Genomic DNA, 19492 nt, shown 5'->3' with positions numbered 1-19492 from the left:
CGGATGGAGCGAAGCGAAATCCGGGACAGCTGCTTCCAATTGCGGTGCCGGCCCCGGATTGCGCTTCGCTCCATCCGGGCTACGCTCGAAGATCAATTCGACGGGCCCCGACCATGACGACATTTCAGGAAGCGCGCGCGTTTCTTCTAAGGCACCGCACGGATTACGAGACAGCGGTCAAGGATTTCCGCTGGCCCGATCCGGTTCCGTTCAACTGGGCGCTCGACTGGTTCGACGCCGGGCTGGCGGCGGATGCGGAAGCTAAGGACCGGCCCGCGCTCTGGATTGTCGATGCCGCGCAGGACAGACAGACAAAACTCTCCTTCGCGGCGCTGTCGCAGCGCTCCAACCAGGTCGCGAACTTCCTCCGCGCGCAGGGCTTGAAGCGCGGCGATCATCTCCTGCTGCTGCTCGGCAACGTGGTACCGCTGTGGGAGACAATGCTGGCTGCGATGAAGCTCGGCGTCGTCGTGATCCCGGCGACGACGCTGCTCACCGCCGAGGAGCTTCGCGACCGGCTCGATCGCGGCAAGGCGAAGGCGGTGGTGGCCGCAGAGGACCAGGTGGCGAAATTCGCAAGCCTGGGCGCGGAGAACATCGTTCGCATCGTGGTCGGCGCGACCTCGGATGGCTGGCTGGCTTATGACGAGGCGGCGAAAGCGTCGGACGCGTTCACGCCCGACGGCCCGACCAGGGCCGACGACCCGATGCTGCTCTATTTCACCTCGGGCACGACGGCAAAACCAAAGCTGGTGCGCCACAGCCAGCGCAGCTACCCCGTCGGCCATCTCTCGACCATGTACTGGATCGGCCTGAAGCCCGGCGATGTCCATCTCAACATCTCTTCGCCCGGCTGGGCCAAGCATGCCTGGAGCTGCTTCTTTGCGCCGTGGAATGCGGGCGCGACCGTGTTCGTGGTCAACCAGCCGCGCTTCGATGCAAAAGGCCTGCTCGCCACCATCGGCCGCTGCGGCGTCACCACGCTGTGCGCGCCGCCGACGGTGTGGCGGCTGTTCATCCAGGAGGACCTGGCATCGTTCAAGGTGGCGCTTCGCGAGGTCTGCGGCGCCGGCGAGCCGCTCAATCCTGAAGTGATCGACCAGGTGCAGGCCGCCTGGGGCCTCACCATCCGCGACGGCTACGGCCAGACCGAGACCACCGCGCTCGCCGGCAATTCGGCAGGGCAAAAGATCAAGGTCGGCTCGATGGGCCGGCCGCTGCCGGGCTATCGCGTGCAGATCAGCGATGCCGACGGCCATCCGGCCAAGGAGGGCGAGGTGGCGCTGGTGCTCGGCGCCGACCGTCCCGCCGGCCTGATGCAGGGCTATCAGGGCGACGACGGCGGATTGTCCGGTGCGGAAGGCGAGCTTTACCGCAGCGGCGATGTCGTGTTCGAAGATGAGGACGGCTATCTCACCTTCGTCGGTCGCTCCGACGATGTGTTCAAATCGTCCGACTACCGCATCAGCCCGTTCGAGCTGGAGAGCGTGCTGCTGGAGCATGAGCTGGTGGCGGAAGCCGCGGTGGTGCCAAGTCCTGATCCGATCCGGCTCGCGATCCCCAAGGCCTTCGTGCTGCTGACGTCGGGAGCGGAGCGCTCGCCGGCGACGGCGCTCTCGATCTTCCAGCATCTGCACACGCGCCTTGCGCCGTTCAAGCGCATCCGCCGCCTCGAAATCGTCACGGAGCTGCCGAAGACGATCTCTGGAAAAATCCGTCGTGTGCAGCTACGCAGGCTGGAACGCGACGATGATCGCAATGATCCGCTGCGCGGACGGGAATTCCGTGAGGAGGATTTTCCGGAGCTGGCGAAAGCCAGGGGTGATAGCTAAGTGAACGAAGAGAGCTCGTCATTCCGGGGCGATGCGCAGCATCGAGCCCGGAATGACGGCCGTTGGAGTGACTGAATGAACGAAGTCTGGAAGAAGCCGCCCATCTCCCTCGAGGCCTATCAGGCCATGGTCGGCAAGGAGATCGGCGTGTCCTCATGGCACCTGATCGACCAGCCCCGCATCGACACCTATGCCGACGTGATCGAGGATCACCAGTTCATCCATGTCGATCCGGAACGTGCGAAGAAGGAAACCGCCTTCGGCACCACCATCGCGCACGGCTTCCTGACGATGTCGCTGATGTCGATCATGTCCTATGAGGTGATGCCGGTGATCGCCGGCACCACGATGGGCGTCAATTACGGCTTCGACAAGCTACGCTTCATCTCGCCGGTGCGCTCGGGCAAGCGCGTCCGCGGTCGTTTCGTGCTGGCGGAAGCCAAGCTGCGCAAGCCGAACGAATTGCAGTCCCGCACCAACGTCACGGTGGAGATCGAAGGCGAGGACAAGCCCGCGCTGGTCGCGGAATGGCTCGGCCTGATCTATTTCGCCTGATGCCGCTCGTCGTTAGGTGGGCTTGACCCGGCAACCCATCGCTGCTCAAAAGCTGCCCAAATCGGTGCGCTCGAACCCTCTCCCCTTGTGGGAGAGGGTGGCTTCGCGAAGCGAAGCCGGGTGAGGGGTCTCTCTCCGCGAGCACATCTGTGGAGAGAGACCCCTCATCCGGCGCTTTGCGCCACCTTCTCCCGCAAGGGGAGAAGGGAAGCAGACAGGAACTGCACTCATGGCAATCAGGTTCGACGGACGCGTCGCCATCGTCACCGGCGCGGGCAATGGTCTGGGGCGCGCGCATGCGCTGGGATTGGCGAGCCGCGGTGCCAAGGTCGTTGTCAACGATTTCGGCGGCGCGCGCGATGGCACCGGCGGTTCGCTGTCGCCCGCGGAAGCCGTGGTCGAGGAGATCCGTAAAGCGGGCGGCACCGCGATGGCCGACGGCGCTGATGTCTCGAACTTCGAGCAGGTCACCGCCATGGTCGAGCGCGCCACCAAGGAGTGGGGCAGCGTCGATCTCCTGTGCGCCAATGCCGGCATCCTGCGCGACAAGTCGTTCGGCAAGATGGAGGCCGCTGATTTCCAGAAGGTGCTGGACGTGCATCTGGTCGGCACCTTCTATTGCTGCAAGGCTGCCTGGGCCGGCATGCGCGACCGCAACTACGGTCGCATCGTGCTGACAACGTCGTCCTCCGGCCTCTACGGCAATTTCGGCCAGGCCAATTACGGCGCGGCCAAGTCCGGCATGGTCGGCCTGATGAACGTGCTGGCGGAAGAAGGCCGCAAGAACAACATCCGCGTCAACATCATCTCGCCGACGGCCGCGACCCGCATGACCGAAGAGCTGCTGCCGCCGCAGGCGCTGCAGCTGATGAAGCCGAACGCGATCACGCCCGCGGTCGAGTACATGCTGAGCGAGGATGCGCCGACCCGTACCATCATGGGCGCAGGTGCCGGCTCGTTTGCGGTGATCAAGATTGTCGAGAGCGAGGGCATCAACCTGCCGGAGTCCGAATGGACGCCCGACGCCATCGCCGCGCATTTCGCAGAGATCAGCGAAATGTCGAAGGCGAAGGCGTTGCAAGGCGCGTTCGAGCAGACGCAGAAATACGTGGCACAGGCTGCGGCGAGGGCGGGCATAAAGCTCTAGCTCCGCTGTCATTCCGGGGCGCCCGAAGGGCGAGCCCGGAATCCATCGCACCACCGTCTCTGCCGCCCAATGGATTCCGGGCTCGCCCTTCGCGCGCCCCCGTTGCGCACTTGCGCAATCGGGAATGACGCTGTTTCTGGTGCGAGAATCTGGCCTAAACTCCCGCCATGACCACAACGGACAACCACATCGCGGTCATCGGTGCCGGTCCCGCCGGGCTGATGGCGGCGGAGGTGCTGGCGCAGGGCGGCGCCCGTGTCACCGTGTACGACGCGATGCCATCCGCGGGCCGCAAATTCCTGATGGCGGGCCGGGGCGGCCTCAATCTCACCCACAGCGAGCCGCTGCCGCAGTTCATGGCGCGATATCGCGCGGCGGCACGGAGGCTGCAAGCGGCGATCGAGGCGTTTCCACCCGATGCCTTGCGCGCCTGGAGTGAGGCACTGGGTGAGCCGACCTTCGTCGGTACCAGCGGCCGTGTGTTTCCGAAGGCGTTCAAGGCCTCGCCCTTGCTGCGCGCGTGGCTGCGGCGGCTCGATGCCAGCGGCGTCCGCTTCGCCTTTCGCCATCGCTGGACCGGCTGGGACGGCGAGGGGCGGCTGGTGTTTCAGACATCCGAGGGTGCAGGTGCCATCGCAGCCAAAGCCAAGGTCCTCGCGCTCGGCGGCGCGAGCTGGCCACGGCTCGGCTCCGACGGCGGCTGGGTGACAATTCTGGCGGACAAAGGCATCGCGATATCGCCGCTGCGGCCTGCCAATTGCGGCTTCACCGTTGCCTGGTCCGATGTCTTCCGCACGCGGTTCGAAGGCCAGCCGCTCAAGGGGATTGCGCTGGACTTCGGCGCGCACAGCCTGCGCGGCGAGGCGATCGTCACGCGGGCCGGGATCGAGGGCGGGGCGATCTACGCGCTCTCGGCGGAATTGCGCGAGGCGATTGCCGTGAGCGGCGAGGCGGTGCTGCACGTTGCCTTGCGTCCGGACGTCGATCGGGCCGAGCTGACCAGGCGCCTGTCTGCATCGCGCGGCAAGCAATCCTTCTCCAACTTCCTGCGCAAGGCCGCGCAGCTCTCGCCCATCGCGGTCGGACTGCTTCAGGAAGCCACGATCGGGACGGGACAGTCGCTGTCGGCGATCTCGCCCGAACGATTGGCGGCGCTGATCAACGCCGTGCCGATCAAGCTGACCGGCGTCGCGCCGATCGCGCGCGCGATCTCCAGTGCTGGCGGCATTTCGTTCGATGAACTCGATGCGGACTACATGATCCGCAAGCTGCCCGGCGTCTTCGCCACGGGGGAGATGCTGGACTGGGAAGCGCCGACGGGTGGGTATCTGCTGCAGGCGTCGTTTGCGACAGGCGCGGCCGCCGGCAGGGGTGTGCTGGAGTGGCTGCGGCGCTAACCTACGTCATTGCGAGCGCAGCGAAGCAATCCAGAATCTTTCCGCGGCGACAGTCTGGATTGCTTCGTCGCAAGTGCTCTTCGCAATGACATTTGTGGAAGCACCGCTTACCGCAGCTTCCCCCGCGCCGCGACCGGCAGCGTGCCGATGATTTCCTCGCCGCGCACCATCACCACCTCGTCCATCATGTTGACGACGACGCAGACATGGTTCGGCACGATGCGGACGACGTCGCCGACATTGGGACGCGTGTTGCTGCGGGAGAGGTCGAGGAAGCCGTGCTCCTCGGCAAAGCGCGCGATCTTGGCTTCGGGATGCTCCAGGATCAGGCCGTGGCCGTCGAGCCCGCCGGTATCCGTGGTCAGCGTCTTCGAGCCGGCGTCGAGGATGCCGCGCTCGGGCGCGGCGCGGCTGACCACCGTCGAATAGATGTGCAGCGCGCAGTCGTCCCAGCTGGCGACGCCGGCCGCGACCTGCATGCGGTCGTTGTAGATGTAGGTGCCGAAGCGATGCTCGGTGCCGCCCTTGAGCTTGCCGAGATTCTTCAGGTTCGGCGTGCCGCCGGTCGAGACGATCTTTGCATCCAGCCCGTGCGCGCGCACGCCGGCCAGCGCCTCGTCGTAGAACTTCTGCGCATCGGCCCAGCCGGTTTCGGTCGGGTAGAGCATGAAGCCGGCGAATTGCAGTCCCTTGGACGCAGCGATCTCGCGGGCGAGCGCGATCGCTTCGGCCGGGGTCTCGACGCCGGCGCGCTTGCGACCGGTATCGCATTCGACCACGACCGAGAGCGGCCGGCCGGATGCGGCGGCTGCCTTGGGCAGGCCAGCAACGACGGTCGAATTGTCGGCGGCGACCGTCATGTTCGCCTTGGCCTGGAGCGCGCCGAGTCGCGCCATCTTTTCTTCGCCGAGCAGATTGTAGCTGATCAGGATGTCGTCGATGCCGGCATTGGCCATGATCTCGGCTTCGCCGAGCTTCTGGCAGGTGATGCCCTTGGCGCCGGCCGCGATCTGCATCTTCGCGATCGTCGGATTCTTGTGCGTCTTGATGTGCGGCCGGCTGGCGATGCCGGCGTCGTCGCAGGCCTTCTGGATCCGCGCGATGTTGCGCTCGACCCTGTCCATGTCGATGACGGCGCAGGGCGTGCCGTATTCGCGGGCGATCTTGGCGGCGAGGGTGGTTGTCATGGAAGTCTCTTGGTTGGCGCGCATTCTGATCGCAAAGCCGGTGTCCACTTTTGCAGAATGCGCGCTAGGCTTGTTCTATCTCTTCACGCAGCATTTCAAGTTCGAGCCAGCGCTCTTCGGCGGCAGACAGTTCTTCATGGGCCTTGGCGATGGCGGCCGACGTATCGTCGAATTTCTTGCGATCCCGGGTGTAGAGGTTGGGATCGTCGAGCACGCGCTGCAGCTTGGCGATGTCGGCGTGCAACGTCTCCATCTTCTTCGGCAACGTTTCCAGCGCGTGTTTCTCGTTGAAGCTCAGCTTCCGCTTGGGCGCGGACGCGGGAGCCGCTGAGTGTTCCTCTCTTTTGTCCGTGGCAGGCTGGACCTTCACCGTCTCGCGCTTCAGGTCGGCGCCGCGCTGCGCCAGCATGTCGCTATAGCCGCCGGCATATTCGATCCACTTGCCATTGCCCTCAGGCGCGATCACGGAGGTGACGACGCGGTCGAGGAAGTCGCGGTCATGGCTGATGAGGATGACGGTGCCCTCGTAGTCACCGAGCATCTCCTCGAGCACGTCGAGGGTATCGAGGTCGAGATCGTTGGTCGGCTCGTCCAGCACCAGCAAGTTCGAGGGTTTCGCCAGCGCACGCGCCAGCATCAGGCGGCCGCGCTCGCCGCCGGAGAGCACCTCGAGCGGCGTGCCGCGCTGCTCCTGCGCGAACAGAAAATCCTTCATGTAGCCGACGACATGCTTCGGCTTGCCGCCGACCATGACGTGGTCGCCGCGGCCGCCGGTCAGTGCTTCCGCCAGCGTCGTCTTCGGGTCGAGGCTTTCGCGGTGCTGGTCGAGCGTCGCCATCTCCAGATTGGCCCCGAGCCGCAGGGTGCCGGAATCCGGCTGCGCGCCGCCGGTGAGCAAATTGACCAGCGTGGTCTTGCCGGCGCCGTTCGGCCCGATGATGCCGAGCCGGTCGCCGCGCTGAATGCGGGTGGAGAAAGTCTCGACGATCTTGCGCTCGCCATAGGCCTTGGTGATGGCCTTGGCCTCGATCACCAGCTTGCCGGATTGTTCCGCCTCCGCCGCCGCAAGATTGGCGCTGCCGGCCGTGCCGCGATAGTTGCGGCGCTGGTCGCGCAAGGCATGCAGATTGGCGAGCCGCTTGACGTTGCGCTTGCGGCGGCCGGAGACGCCGTGGCGCAGCCAGTGCTCCTCGTCGACGATCTTGCGATCGAGCTTGTGCTGGTCGCGCTCTTCCTCGGCCAGCACCTCGTCGCGCCAGGCCTCGAACGAGGCAAAACCGCGGTCGATCTGCTTGATCCGGCCGCGGTCGAGCCAGGCGGTGGAGCGCGACAGATTGGTCAGGAAGCGGCGGTCGTGACTGATCAGCACCAGCGCGCTGCGGCGGCTGTCGAGCTCCTGTTCCAGCCATTCGATGGTGGAGAGATCCAGATGGTTGGTCGGCTCGTCCAGCAGCAAGATGTCGGGCGAGGGCGCCAGCACGCACGCGAGCGCCGCGCGGCGGGCCTCGCCGCCGGAGAGATTGTGTGGGTTCTCGTCGCCGGTGAGGCCAAGCTGCTCCAGCAGATAGCGCGCCTGGTGCTGGTCGTCGCCGGGCGCAAGTCCCGCCTCGACATAAGCGAGCGTGGTCTTGTGCTCGCCGAAATCCGGCTCCTGCGGCAGATAGCGGACGGTCGCGCCCGGCTGCACGAAGCGCGTGCCGCCGTCGGGCTCGACGAGGCCGGCCGCGATCTTCAGCAGCGTCGACTTGCCGGAGCCGTTGCGGCCGATCAGGCAGACGCGCTCGGAAGGCGCGACATTGAGCTCGACGCCGCTCAGCAGCGGCGTGCCGCCAAAGGTCAGCCTGATGTCTTTGAGTTGGATCAGCGGCGGCGCCATGACTAGCCTTGACTCAGATTCTGGCTGGTTGCGGCCTGATCGGCGCGGCGGCGCTGGATCCGGCGCAGCGTCTGGTCGAGCGCCGAGAGGAAGGCGGAGCGGTCGCGCGGCGCGAACGAGCGCGGGCCGCCGGTGACTTCGCCGGCCGAACGCAGATCCGTCATCAGATTGCGCACCGCCAGCGTCATCCCGATCGATTCCTCCGTGAACGGCTTGCCGTTCGGCGCGATCACGTCGGCGCCCGCCTTCACGCAGCGGCTCGCCAGCGGAATGTCTGATGTCACGACCACGTCGCCGGGCCTGGCGCGTTCGGCGATCCAGTCGTCGGCCGCGTCCATGCCGGCCCCCGCCGCGATGCGCTCGATGAGGGGATCGTGGGGCACGCGAATGAAGTTGCCGGCAACCACGCTCACGGGCACGCCGTGCCGGAGCGCGACGCGGTAGATCTCGTCCTTCACCGGACAGGCGTCGGCGTCGACATAGATGCGGGTGGGGGTGTCAGTCATTGGCGGCGTGGTACCTCATTCGGGCCGCAAAGGCGAGGGGATTGACCCTGGTTCCTCAGGGCCTACCATCGGCCCGAAACAACAAGAATCCAGGCAAGAATCCAGGGAAGGCCCGCCATGCCGAACCGGCTCGAAACCTACCGCGTCGCGGCCTACAACACCGCAAAACAATCCGAAAACAAGATGCACGACGACACGGTGGCGCGCCGCTTCGGCTTCGAGGGCGGACTGGTCCCGGGCGTCGATGTCTTCGCCTATATGATGCATGTGCCCCTGGCGCGCTGGGGCCGCGATTTCCTCGCCCGCGGGTTGGTCGAGGCCCGCTTCATCAAGCCGGTCTATGACGGCGAGCCCGCGGATGTCGACGCGACCGAGCACAATGAGCTTCTCACGATCGAGGTGTTCAGCCGCACCGAACTCTGCGCCACCGGCACGGCGTCGCTGCCGGTGGCGGCGCCGGCGATTTCATTGAGCGACTATGTCGAGGTCCCCGCGGCCGCCGAGCGCAGGCCGGTCAGCCCCGCGACGTTCGAGACCGGAAAATGGCTGGGCACGATTCCGCGCCGCTGGGCCGGGCAGGATGCGGCTGACTACCTCGCCGACATCAGGGAAGCCGATCCGATCTTCGCGCGCGAGGGGCTCGGTCATCCCGGACTGATCCAGCGCGTGATGAACCGCTTGCTGGTCGACAACACCATCCTGGGCCCGTGGATTCACGTCGGCAGCCGCATGCAGCTGCTGTCCGCCGCACGCGCCGGCGACGAGATCACCGCGCGGGCAAAGGTCACGGCGAATTACGAAAAGAAAGGCCACCGCTTCGTCGAGCTCGATGCGCTGGTCGTCGCCAACGGCACCACCCCGCTGGCGCACTGCCAGCACACCGCAATCTACCAGCCGCGCGAGCAGGCGGCGGCGTAGGGCAGGGCAAAGCCGCCCGGTCAGGCCGCAGGGCAATCGCATATGCAAGCTGTTTCTCTGCTGCCATCCCTTCGAGACGCCCGCCTTTGGGCGGGCCCTCAGGATGAGGGCAGAGTGCGGCACCAATTTCAACAGGCAAGCCTGCCGCTTAGCCTCATCCTGAGGAGACCGCGGAGCGGTCGTCTCGAAGGACGAGGCGCGCGCCCAGGCCGCCACCAAAACGTCAAATGCGATTGCCCTGGGTCAGGCCGGGCACACGACACGCGCTTGAACGCGAGCATGTGAACGGCCGCGGGGCTTGACGCGTTCATTGGCGATGCCACGTCTGTCCAAACGGCATCGTGAGCTCGTATCATGTGGCGCGGAATCCTTGTTGTTCTCTTGCTGGCGATCTCGACGGTTGCCGCCGACGCGCGGCCCCGGCAGATCAATCCGATTCCGTTTTCGCACGAGCCTTGCAGTGTGCTCGACGGACGTCCCTGCACGCCGTCCTATTGCAGCCCGCTCGAGCCCGGTCCCTGCATTCCCGAAATCGACTATCCGTACGGGCAGAACCTCCAGCTCACCATCGAGAGCGCGCCCTCCGCGTCCGACCGCGCCAAGTATCAGAGGCCGGATCACGATCTCGACACGATCGGCGACCTCTTCGCCGAGCTGCGCAGCTGCTGGTCGCCGCCATCAGACAACACGCGCGCGGGCATGCAGATGTCGGTGCGCTTCAGCTTCAACAAGGCGGGTGGCCTGATCGGCCCGCCGCGCCTCACCTACGCGACCGCGGGCGTGCCGGCCGGCATCCGGACGAGCTATCTGAACGCCATCAACTCATCGCTGAATGCATGTCTGCCGCTGAAATTCACCAACGGCCTCGGAGGCGCCCTGGCGGGCCGTCCGATCGCGATCCGGTACGTCGATAACCGCGATTTGGGCAAGTAACCGCGAGGACTCCTCTATCCCCTCATCCTGAGGAGCGCGTTCTTCACGCGCGTCTCGAAGGATGAAGGCCGAGCTGCGCCAGCCGGGCCTCATGCTTCTACCGGCGATGTGTCGCATCGTCCGGAGACGCCGCGTTGCGCCTCCTCACCATGAGGAGTGAGAGTTGCGAATGGCGGCCAATCGATGATACCTCAGAGACGGGGGCGCTTGCCAAAGGGGAGGATGTCGTGGGTCTGCTGGTCATGATCCTGGGGCTGGTGCTGTTTTTCGCGGCCCATGGCTTCACAACGAAACGCAAGGCGCGCGCGCAGGCCATCGCAAGGCTGGGCGAGGGGACCTACAAGATCCTCTATTCGCTCGTCTCGCTGGCAGGGCTCGCGTTGATCATCTGGGGCTTTGCTCATTATCGCAGCTCCGGCTGGATCGACGTCTGGTATCCGCCGAAGGCGATGAAGCACATCACGCTCGCGCTGATGTTGCCCGCCGTCATCCTGGTGGTTGCCGCGTATATGCGCGGCCGCATCTATGCGACGCTGAAGCATCCGATGCTGGCCGGCATCAAGCTGTGGGCGGCCGCGCATCTGCTCGCCAATGGCGATCTCGGTTCCATCATCCTGTTTGGCTCGTTCCTGGGCTGGGCTGTGTATGATCGCATCACGCTCAAACATCGCACCGATAGCGGCGGGCCGCCGATTCCGGTGGGCGGCGTCACCAACGATCTGATCGCGGTCGCGGTCGGCGTTGTCGCCTATCTGGCGCTGGCCTTCGCGTTCCATCCGGTCGTGATCGGTGTTCCCGTCATCGGTGTCTAGCCGGTCAGCACAAGACGGGATCCGGATATCCGTGCGCGGAAGGTGACACAACAACAAGCCGAGGGCCCTCCGATGGATTGGTCGCAATCGCAGATCCCGCCGATGCGGCTCGAGGCGCGCTTTGGCGATCGGGTGGTGCCGGCATTTTCGGATCGGCCAGCGAACCTGTGGGCGATGATCGCCGATGCGTGCGCCCGCAATGCCGATGGCGAGGCGCTGATCTGCGGCAATGTCCGGCTGAGCTGGCGACAGGCGCTGGAGCAGTCCGCGCGGATCGCGGCGGGCTTTCGCAGGCTCGGCCTCCAACGCGGCGACCGTGTTGCGATCCTGCTCGGCAACCGCATCGAATTTCCGCTGCTTCTGTTCGCGGCTGCGCATGAGGGGCTGGTGACGGTGTTGCTCAGCACGCGCCAGCAGAAGCCGGAGATCGCCTATGTGCTCACCGATTGCGGCGCCAGGATCCTGATCCACGAGGCCGCGCTCGCCGAGCGGCTACCCGAGCCAGGGGACGTTCGGGATGTGATCCACCGCATCGCCGTCGACAACGATCCGGCGCTGTCGCGTTTCGCCGTGCTCGCCGACAACGCGCCGGCGCCTGCGCCGGTCGAGGTGAACGAGGAGGACACGGCGATGATCCTCTATACCTCGGGCACGACCGGCAGACCGAAGGGCGCGATGCTCGCCCATTGCAACATCGTCCATTCCTCGATGGTGTTCGTCTCCTGCCTGCAACTGACGGCGGCGGACCGCTCGATCGCAGCCGTGCCGCTCGGCCACGTCACCGGTGTCGTCGCCAACATCACGACCATGATCCGCTGCGGCGGCGCGCTGATCATCATGCCGGAGTTCAAGGCCGCCGATTACCTCAAGCTCGCCGCGCGCGAGCGCGTCACCTACACGGTGATGGTGCCGGCGATGTACAATCTCTGCCTGCTCCAGCCCGATTTCGACAGCTACGATCTGTCGAGCTGGCGCATCGGCGGTTTTGGCGGCGCGCCGATGCCGGTTGCGACCATCGAGAAGCTCAAGGCGCAGATTCCCGGCCTGAAGCTGATGAACTGCTACGGCGCGACCGAGACGACGTCGCCCTCGACGATCATGCCGGGCGAGCTGACGGAGAGCCATATCGACAGCGTCGGCCTGCCGTGCCCGGGCGCGCGCATCGTCGCGATGGGGGCGGATGGGCGCGAGCTGCCCCATGGCGAGATCGGCGAACTCTGGATCCAGAGCGCCTCCGTCATCAAGGGCTACTGGAATAACCCGAAGGCCACGGCCGAGAGCTTCACCAGCGGTTTCTGGCACTCCGGCGACCTCGGCTCGGTCGATGCGGACGGTTTTGTCCGCGTGTTCGACCGGCAGAAGGACATGATCAATCGCGGTGGCCTGAAGATCTATTCCGCCGAGGTCGAATCCGTGCTGGCCGGCCATCCCGCCGTGGTCGAAAGCGCGATCATCGCAAAATCGTGCCCGGTGCTGGGCGAGCGCGTTCACGCCGTGGTGGTGACGCGCGCGCCGGTGGCCGACGACGTCTTGCGGACCTGGTGCGCGGAACGCCTGTCCGATTACAAGGTCCCCGAGACCATGGTGATCACCGCCGAGCCACTGCCGCGCAACGCCAACGGCAAGGTGCTGAAGCGTCAGCTGCGGGAGCTGTTGGGAACCTGAGCCACGCAGGCGATTCTCCCGGGTTCATCCGGGTGGTTAACGCCTTGATCGGGCTCGCTTTGCCTTGCCACCGCCATATCGTTAGGGTACCTCGCCGCCACGTGGGGGACGGGATTCCTGACGCGATCGCTTTGGCGCGCGCACCCGAACGGGCATGGGATTAGCATAAGTGTCTGAATTATTTGACGAAGTCAACGAGGAAGTACGTCGCGAACAGCTCAAGAAGCTGTGGGACAAGTATTCGATCTACTTCATCGCCCTGATGGTGCTGGTCGTGGCCGCCGTCGGCGGCTGGCGCGGCTACCAGTATCTGGAGGCCAAGAAGGCCGCCGAGGCCGGCGCGGCCTTCGAGAAGGCCGTCGAGCTGTCCGAGCAAAACAAGCATGCGGAGGCCGAGACGGCCTTCACGGAGCTCGCTGCCAAGGCTCCTTCCGGTTATCGCACCCTGGCGCGACTGCGTGCTGCGGGCGAGGCCGCGAGCCGCGATCCCAAGGCCGCGGCGAAGATGTTTGACGACATCGCTGCCGATCGCAGCGTCGGTGGCGAGTGGCAGGATCTGGCGAAGATCCGTGCGGCTGGCTTGCTGCTCGACAGCGCGAGCTACGCCGACATGCAGCAGCGGCTCGAGGCCTCCGCCGCGCCGAAGTCGACCTTCCGCCACAGCGCCCGCGAGATGCTGGCGCTGTCGGCCTGGCGCAACAACGACACGTCCGCGGCCCGCAAATGGCTCGACGCGATTGCCGAGGACGGTGAAACGCCGCCGGGCCTGCGCTCGCGCGCCGAGGCGCTCCAGGCCCTGCTGCCGCCCGTCGCCAAAAGCTGACGACGGCCCTCTGACGTAAACGAGACACAAGATGCGCCGCACGCCACGCTTGATCGCAGCCGCCGTCCTGATCGCCTTCTCGGGCGCCCTGGGCGGTTGCTCCAGCTTCGATCCGAGCGATCTGCTCGACTTCCTCGACACCAAGAAGAAGCTGCCGGGCGACCGCAAGCCGGTGTTCCCGGAAGGCGTGCCGGGCCTCGAGCAGGGCGTGCCGAGGGATTTATACAAGGGCGCGCAGCAGCAGCCCGATCCGAACGCGCCTGCCGTGGCAGCCTTGCCCGCTGAGCCGCCGCCCGAGCCGGCCAAGCCGGCGAAGGGTGCCAAGTCGAAGTCCAGGCAGCCGGCCGCCGCCGCGGCGCCGGCTGATGCGCCCGCCGGCGAGGTCGATGGCGAGGCTCAGCCGGAGGCAGCGCCGCCCACGGCCGCTCCGCCGCCCAAGCAGAAGATCGTGCGCAAGCGCACCACCGCGCCGCCGCCGGATCAGCCCGTGCAGCAGGCGCAGCCGACCCAGACCACGCAGCAGCAATCGCAGGGCGGCTTCCCGGCGCCGCTGCCGAGCGGCAGCTTCTCGCGCTAGAGCAGGATCCGGAAAAGTGTGAAGCGGTTTTCCGAAAAGATCATGCTCAAACAAATATCCTCATTGCATTGACAGGCGCAGCCCCGGCAGCGCACGAATGACCGATGTCCTTCACGATCGCCATCATCGGCCGGCCCAATGTCGGCAAATCGACGCTGTTCAACCGCCTGGTCGGACAGAAGCTCGCGCTCGTCGATGATTTGCCGGGCGTCACCCGCGACCGCCGCGAGGGCGAGGCCAGGCTCGGCGATCTCAACTTCATCATCATCGATACCGCCGGCCTCGACGAGGGCGCCAGGGGCTCGCTGACCGCGCGCATGCAGGAGCAGACCGAGACCGCGATCGCGCAGGCCGACGCGCTGTTCTTCGTCATCGACGCCCGCATCGGCCTCACGCCCACCGACCGCGCGTTTGCCGATTTCGCCCGCAAGGCCAACAAGCCGGTGCTGCTGGTCGCCAACAAGAGCGAAGGCAAGCACGGCGATGCCGGCGCGATGGAAGCCTTCGCGCTCGGCCTCGGCGATCCCATCCAGATCTCGGCCGAGCATGGCGAGGGCATGGGCGAGCTTTACGATGCGCTCAGCAAGCTGATGCCGGAGCCCGTCGAGGAAGACGACGACGAGGACGACGCAGAGCTCTCGGAGGAGGAGGCGGCGACGCGTCCGATCCGGGTCGCCATCGTCGGCCGGCCCAATGCCGGCAAGTCGACGCTGATCAACCATCTGCTCGGCGAGGAGCGCCTGCTGACGAGCCCCGAAGCGGGCACCACGCGCGATTCCATCGCGGTCGAGATCGACTGGAAGGGCCGCGATTTCCGCGTGTTCGACACCGCGGGTCTGCGCCGGCGCTCGCGCATCGAGGAGAAGCTCGAAAAGCTCTCGGTTGCGGATGCGCTGCGCGCGGTGCGCTTTGCCGAGGTCGTCGTGCTGATGATGGACACGCAGAACCGCTTCGAGGAGCAGGATCTGCGCATCGCCGATCTGATCGAGCGCGAGGGCCGGGCGGTCGTGCTTGCCGTCAACAAATGGGACCTGATGGAGACCAAGGGCGGCGGCGCGATCTCGGGCCTGCGCCGCGACGCCGACCACTGGTTGCCGCAGCTCAAGGGCGTGCCGATCGTCGCCGTATCGGGCCTGATGGGCGAGGGCATCGACCGCCTGATGCAGGCGATCCAGGATGCCTACGCGATCTGGAACCGGCGCGTGCCGACGGCCGCGCTCAATCGCTGGTTCGAGCAGGCGATCCAGGCCAATCCGCCGCCCGCGGTGTCCGGCCGCAGGCTGAAGCTGAACTACATCACCCAGACGAAGGCGCGCCCGCCGAGCTTCGTGCTGTTCTGCTCGCGCGCCGATGCGGTGCCGCAATCCTATTTGCGCTACCTCACCAATTCCATGCGCGAGACCTTCGATCTGCCGGGCACGCCGGTGCGCATCACCTTGCGCGAGAAGGCCAATCCCTTCGCCCACAAGCGCAAGCGGCCATCGTGAGCAACGATGCCGGCGAGGCGACAGCGCAGGGCGCGCCGCCGGTCCGGCGCGGTGCCGTCGCCTTCATCTTCGTCACCATCCTGCTCGACATGCTCGCGCTCGGCGTGATCATGCCGATCCTGCCAAAGCTGATCGAAAGCTTCGTCGATAACGACACCGCACACGCGGCGCGCATCTTCGGCCTGTTCGGCACCGCCTGGGCGCTGATGCAGTTCGTGTTCTCGCCGGTGCTCGGTGCGCTGTCGGATCGGTTCGGACGGCGGCCGGTGGTGCTGCTGTCGAATTTCGGGCTCGCGGCCGACTACGTGCTGATGGCGCTGGCCCCGTCGCTGGTCTGGCTGTTCATCGGCCGCGTGATCTCCGGCATCACCTCGGCGAGCATCTCGACCGCCTTCGCCTATATCTCGGATATCACGCCGCCGGAGCGGCGCGCGGCGGTCTTCGGTAGGATCGGCGCCGCCTTCGGTGCCGGCTTCATCCTGGGGCCGGCGCTCGGCGGCCTGCTCGGCGACATCGATCCGCGCCTGCCGTTCTGGGCCTCGGCGGCTCTAAGCTTCGCCAACGCGCTCTATGGGCTCTTCGTCCTGCCGGAATCGCTGGCGCCCGACAAGCGCGCGCCGTTCCGCTGGAGGAGCGCCAATCCGGTCGGGGCACTGCATCTGTTGCGGTCCAACGCGGTGCTGGCCGCCTTGTCGGTCGTCAATTTCATCGCGCAGGTCGCCCACGTCGTGCTGCCCTCGACCTTCGTGCTCTATGCGACCTACCGCTATGGCTGGGATTCCAAGACGGTGGGCCTGACGCTGGCGATGGTCGGCATCTGCGCCATGGCGGTGCAGGGGCTCGCCATCGGCCCGATCGTGCGCGCGCTCGGCGAGCGGAATGCGCTGCTGCTCGGCCTGTGCTGTGGCGCGCTCGGCTTCGTGATCTTCGGCGCGGCGCCGACCGGGCCGCTGTTCTGGGTCGGGATTCCCCTGATGTCGCTGTGGGGCATCTCCGGTGCCGCCTCGCAATCGCTGATGACGCGGCTGGTCGCACCTGATCAGCAGGGCCGGTTGCAGGGCGCGACCGCGAGCGTCCAGAGCGTGTCGCAGCTCGTCGGCCCGTTCCTGTTCACGCTGACCTTTTCCTACTTCATCGGCGCCAGCGCGCCGCTGCATCTGCCCGGCGCGCCGTTCCTGCTTGCGGCGGTGTTGATGGTGGTCTGCGTGATGATCGCGGTGCGGACACTGGGCGTTGCGAAGACGGTCTCGTAGGGTGGGCAAAGCGAAGCGTGCCCACCATGTCTTGAGGCCGTAGAGAGATGGTGGGCACGGCGCAAGCGCGCCTTTGCCCACCCTACGACAGATACGAGCTCTCGCTTATTTCTTCACCAGCGGGCAGTCGCTCGCCTCGAGCGGCTTGGCCGCGTCTTCCGGCGCGATGGTGGCGACGAGCTTGTAATAGTCCCACGGGCCCTTCGACTCTTCGGGCTTCTTGACCTCGAACAGATAGGCCGGGATGAGGCGGCGGCCGTCGGCGCGCAGCGGGCCCTTGCCGAACAGCGGGTCGTCGGTCGGCAGCTCCTTCATCTTGGCGACGACCTTGGCGCCGTCATGCGGATTGCTGCCCAGCGCATCCATCGCCTTCAGGTAATGCAGGATCTCCGCATAGAGGCCCGCCACCGTCATCGAAGGCATGGCGCCCTTGGGCGAGACCTTCTGGAAGCGCTTCGACCATTCGCGGGTCTGGTCGTTGAGATCCCAGTAGAAGGACTCGGTGAAGGTCAGGCCCTGCGCGGTCTTCAGGCCCAGCGAGTGCACGTCGTTGATGAACAGCAGCAGCGCGGCGAGCTTCTGGCCGCCCTGGACGATGCCGAATTCGGCGGCCTGCTTGATCGCGTTGGTGGTGTCGCCGCCGGCGTTGGCGAGGCCGATGATCTTGGCCTTGGACGACTGCGCCTGGAGCAGGAAGGAGGAGAAGTCCGCGGTGTTGAGCGGATGTTTGACGCCGCCGAGCACCTTGCCGCCCGTCGCCGTGACGACGGAACTGGTGTCTCGTTCGAGCGCATGGCCGAAGGCGTAGTCCGCGGTCAGGAAGAACCAGCTGTCGCCGCCGGCTTTGGTCAGCGCCTTTCCGGTGCCGTTGGCGAGCATGTAGGTGTCGTAGGTGAATGACACCGTGTTGGGCGTGCAGGCCTTGCCGGTGAGGTCGGCGGTGGCCGCGCCCGAATTGAGCAGCACCGCGTTCTTTTCCTTGACGAGGTTGCTCACCGCGAGCGCAACGCCGGAGCTCGGCGTGTCGGCGATGGCGTCAACCTTGTCTGCGTCGATCCATTGCCGGGCGATGTTGACGCCGATGTCAGGCTTGTTCTGGTGATCGCCGCTGAGGACGTCGATGGTCCAGCCCTTGGCCTTCAGGCCGGAATCTTCGACCGCCATCTTCACTGCCGCCACCGAGTTCGGGCCGCCGATGTCGGCGTAGAGACTCGACATGTCGTTGAGCACGCCAATCTTGATGGTCTTGTTTTGGGCGTAGGCGGTTGATGCAAAACCGAAGGCGGCACAGGCCAGCAGGACCGCGGAGCGGCGCGCGAACATCGTTGTCATGAAAGTTTCCTCCATTGTCAAATATGCGGCGGCTCTCTTGCGGAGCCTTGTTTCCGGCTGATGGCTGTAGCCTGTCCCACGGCCGGCGGCAATGCGCCAAAAGCCGGATGACGCTGCGTCGCAGCGTCATCCGTCGGTTAAATTTTGGTCAAGATGCGTCAAGACGCTATTTGAGTGCGTCCGACGTCAGCTTGAATTTCTGGATGCGCTTTCCGGTGTCCACCTCGGCGGTATAGGCGTTACCCTTGGCGACGATTACCATGGCGTGCCCCCGTGGAATTGCGCGGGGAGGCAATCGAGTCAATCAGGCCGGCGCGCGGAAGCTCATCAGGCTGCGCGTCTTGTAATCGTAGAACTTGCCGGTCTCGGTCCAGTCCGGCGCGCACATCGGCACGATGAATGCGGCGACCTGCTCGGGCGTGTCGAGCGTCGCCGGATCTTCGCCCGGCATCAGCGTTGCGCGCATGCGGGTGCGGATCGGCCCCGGATTGAACAGGTTGATGCGCAGCTTCGTGTTCGCCGTCTCCTGCGCCCAGGCGCGTGCCAGCGTTTCCAGCGCGGCCTTGGAGGCGGCGTAGGGGCTGACATAGGCGGTCGCCTTGTTGGCGGCGCCGGAGGTGATGAACACGGCGCGACCGGCGTCGGATTGCTTGAGCAGCGGCTCCATGCAGCGGATCAGCTGGAAGTTGGCGGAGACGTTGACCGCCATCACGTCGTTGAAGGTCTTCAGCTCGATATGGCCGACCGGCGAGGAGGGGCCGAGCACTCCGGCATTGCCGACGAGGATGTCGAGCTTGCCGTAGCGCTCATGCAGGCCCGCACCAAGCCGCGCAATGCCGTCGGAATCGGTGAGGTTGAGCGGCACCAGCGTGGCGCTGCCGCCGTCTTTGCGGATCTCGTCGTCGAGTTCCTCAAGCCCGCCCTGCGTGCGCGCCGCCGCGACGATATGCGCACCAGCCTTGGCCAGGGCGATGGCCGTGGCATAGCCGATGCCGCGCGAGGCGCCGGTGACGAGAGCGATGCGATCCGCGAGAGGTTTTGTCATGGCGGGGTTTTACAGGCGTGGATGGCCGGGACAAGCCCCATGCGACGGTCATTCCGGGGCGGTCCGCAGGACCGAACCCGGAATCCAGAGGTTGCAGGAACACGTCGAGATTCCACAATGCGCAATTGCGCATTGGGGCTCGCGCTG

Annotated in this window: 17 protein-coding genes; 12 read left to right on the top strand and 5 right to left on the bottom strand. The window is 66.0% G+C overall.

Annotation, left to right across the window (positions count from 1 at the left end):
• Window positions 1-113 precede the first annotated feature (113 nt).
• The 4 genes from GPL20_RS24485 to GPL20_RS24470 all read left to right on the top strand — a co-directional run bounded on the left by GPL20_RS24485 (window position 114) and on the right by GPL20_RS24470 (window position 4931).
• Window positions 114-1832 (top strand): AMP-binding protein, encoded by a 1719-nt coding sequence (locus tag GPL20_RS24485; protein WP_157332384.1) that lies wholly within the window; start codon window positions 114-116, stop codon window positions 1830-1832.
• A gap of 75 nt (window positions 1833-1907) precedes the next feature.
• On the top strand, window positions 1908-2387 hold the full coding sequence (locus GPL20_RS24480) for a MaoC family dehydratase (protein WP_157332382.1): 480 nt from the start codon (window positions 1908-1910) through the stop codon (window positions 2385-2387).
• Window positions 2388-2616: 229 nt separating this feature from the next.
• Entirely contained in the window at window positions 2617-3534 is a 918-nt protein-coding gene (locus GPL20_RS24475; RefSeq protein ID WP_157332380.1) for an SDR family NAD(P)-dependent oxidoreductase, read from the top strand.
• A gap of 167 nt (window positions 3535-3701) precedes the next feature.
• Window positions 3702-4931: a BaiN/RdsA family NAD(P)/FAD-dependent oxidoreductase gene (locus tag GPL20_RS24470; protein WP_157332378.1), complete on the top strand. Its 1230-nt coding sequence runs from the start codon at window positions 3702-3704 to the stop codon at window positions 4929-4931.
• Window positions 4932-5038: 107 nt separating this feature from the next.
• Here the strand turns inward: GPL20_RS24470 and GPL20_RS24465 are convergent, their stop codons facing one another.
• The 3 genes from GPL20_RS24465 to GPL20_RS24455 form a co-directional block, all read right to left on the bottom strand.
• Window positions 5039-6118, bottom strand: coding sequence for a D-TA family PLP-dependent enzyme (locus GPL20_RS24465; protein WP_157332376.1), 1080 nt, complete (start codon window positions 6116-6118; stop codon window positions 5039-5041).
• Window positions 6119-6182: 64 nt separating this feature from the next.
• Entirely contained in the window at window positions 6183-7994 is a 1812-nt protein-coding gene (locus tag GPL20_RS24460; protein WP_157332374.1) for an ABC-F family ATP-binding cassette domain-containing protein, read from the bottom strand.
• Between the two features lie 2 nt (window positions 7995-7996).
• The gene (locus tag GPL20_RS24455) at window positions 7997-8500 is read right to left on the bottom strand and encodes a YaiI/YqxD family protein (protein WP_157332372.1); all 504 of its coding nucleotides are present in this window, start codon (window positions 8498-8500) and stop codon (window positions 7997-7999) included.
• Window positions 8501-8617: 117 nt separating this feature from the next.
• On the opposite strand from GPL20_RS24455, the gene GPL20_RS24450 reads away from it, so the two are divergent.
• From GPL20_RS24450 to GPL20_RS24415, 8 genes are all read left to right on the top strand, one after another.
• Window positions 8618-9418, top strand: coding sequence for a hotdog family protein (locus GPL20_RS24450; RefSeq protein WP_157332370.1), 801 nt, complete (start codon window positions 8618-8620; stop codon window positions 9416-9418).
• 354 nt (window positions 9419-9772) lie between these two features.
• Window positions 9773-10351 carry a hypothetical protein gene (locus GPL20_RS24445; RefSeq protein ID WP_157332368.1) on the top strand — a complete coding sequence of 193 codons (579 nt, stop codon included), beginning with the start codon at window positions 9773-9775 and terminating at the stop codon, window positions 10349-10351.
• A 227-nt stretch (window positions 10352-10578) separates the two neighbouring features.
• Window positions 10579-11163, top strand: coding sequence for an NnrU family protein (locus GPL20_RS24440; RefSeq protein WP_254125215.1), 585 nt, complete (start codon window positions 10579-10581; stop codon window positions 11161-11163).
• 72 nt (window positions 11164-11235) lie between these two features.
• Complete coding sequence (locus tag GPL20_RS24435; protein ID WP_157332367.1) at window positions 11236-12828, top strand: class I adenylate-forming enzyme family protein; 1593 nt, start codon at window positions 11236-11238, stop codon at window positions 12826-12828.
• A 169-nt stretch (window positions 12829-12997) separates the two neighbouring features.
• On the top strand, window positions 12998-13651 hold the full coding sequence (locus GPL20_RS24430; protein ID WP_254125217.1) for a tetratricopeptide repeat protein: 654 nt from the start codon (window positions 12998-13000) through the stop codon (window positions 13649-13651).
• A gap of 31 nt (window positions 13652-13682) precedes the next feature.
• Window positions 13683-14228, top strand: a complete 546-nt coding sequence (locus GPL20_RS24425; protein ID WP_157332365.1) for a hypothetical protein — start codon at window positions 13683-13685, stop codon at window positions 14226-14228.
• A 104-nt stretch (window positions 14229-14332) separates the two neighbouring features.
• The gene (gene der, locus GPL20_RS24420; RefSeq protein WP_157332363.1) at window positions 14333-15715 is read left to right on the top strand and encodes a ribosome biogenesis GTPase Der; all 1383 of its coding nucleotides are present in this window, start codon (window positions 14333-14335) and stop codon (window positions 15713-15715) included.
• The gene (locus GPL20_RS24415; protein WP_254125219.1) at window positions 15712-16968 is read left to right on the top strand and encodes a TCR/Tet family MFS transporter; all 1257 of its coding nucleotides are present in this window, start codon (window positions 15712-15714) and stop codon (window positions 16966-16968) included. The genes der and GPL20_RS24415 overlap by 4 nt, the downstream gene beginning before the upstream one ends.
• 105 nt (window positions 16969-17073) lie before the next feature.
• On the opposite strand, the gene GPL20_RS24410 is transcribed toward GPL20_RS24415, so the two are convergent.
• Window positions 17074-18300, bottom strand: a complete 1227-nt coding sequence (locus GPL20_RS24410) for an ABC transporter substrate-binding protein (protein WP_157332361.1) — start codon at window positions 18298-18300, stop codon at window positions 17074-17076.
• A gap of 304 nt (window positions 18301-18604) precedes the next feature.
• Window positions 18605-19345 carry an SDR family NAD(P)-dependent oxidoreductase gene (locus GPL20_RS24405; protein ID WP_157332359.1) on the bottom strand — a complete coding sequence of 247 codons (741 nt, stop codon included), beginning with the start codon at window positions 19343-19345 and terminating at the stop codon, window positions 18605-18607.
• Window positions 19346-19492 lie beyond the last annotated feature (147 nt).

This window comes from Bradyrhizobium cajani, from assembly GCF_009759665.1.
GTDB lineage: Bacteria > Pseudomonadota > Alphaproteobacteria > Rhizobiales > Xanthobacteraceae > Bradyrhizobium > Bradyrhizobium cajani.
The sequence above is the reverse complement of the archived record's forward strand: the minus strand, read 5'-3'. Positions and strand labels throughout refer to the sequence as shown.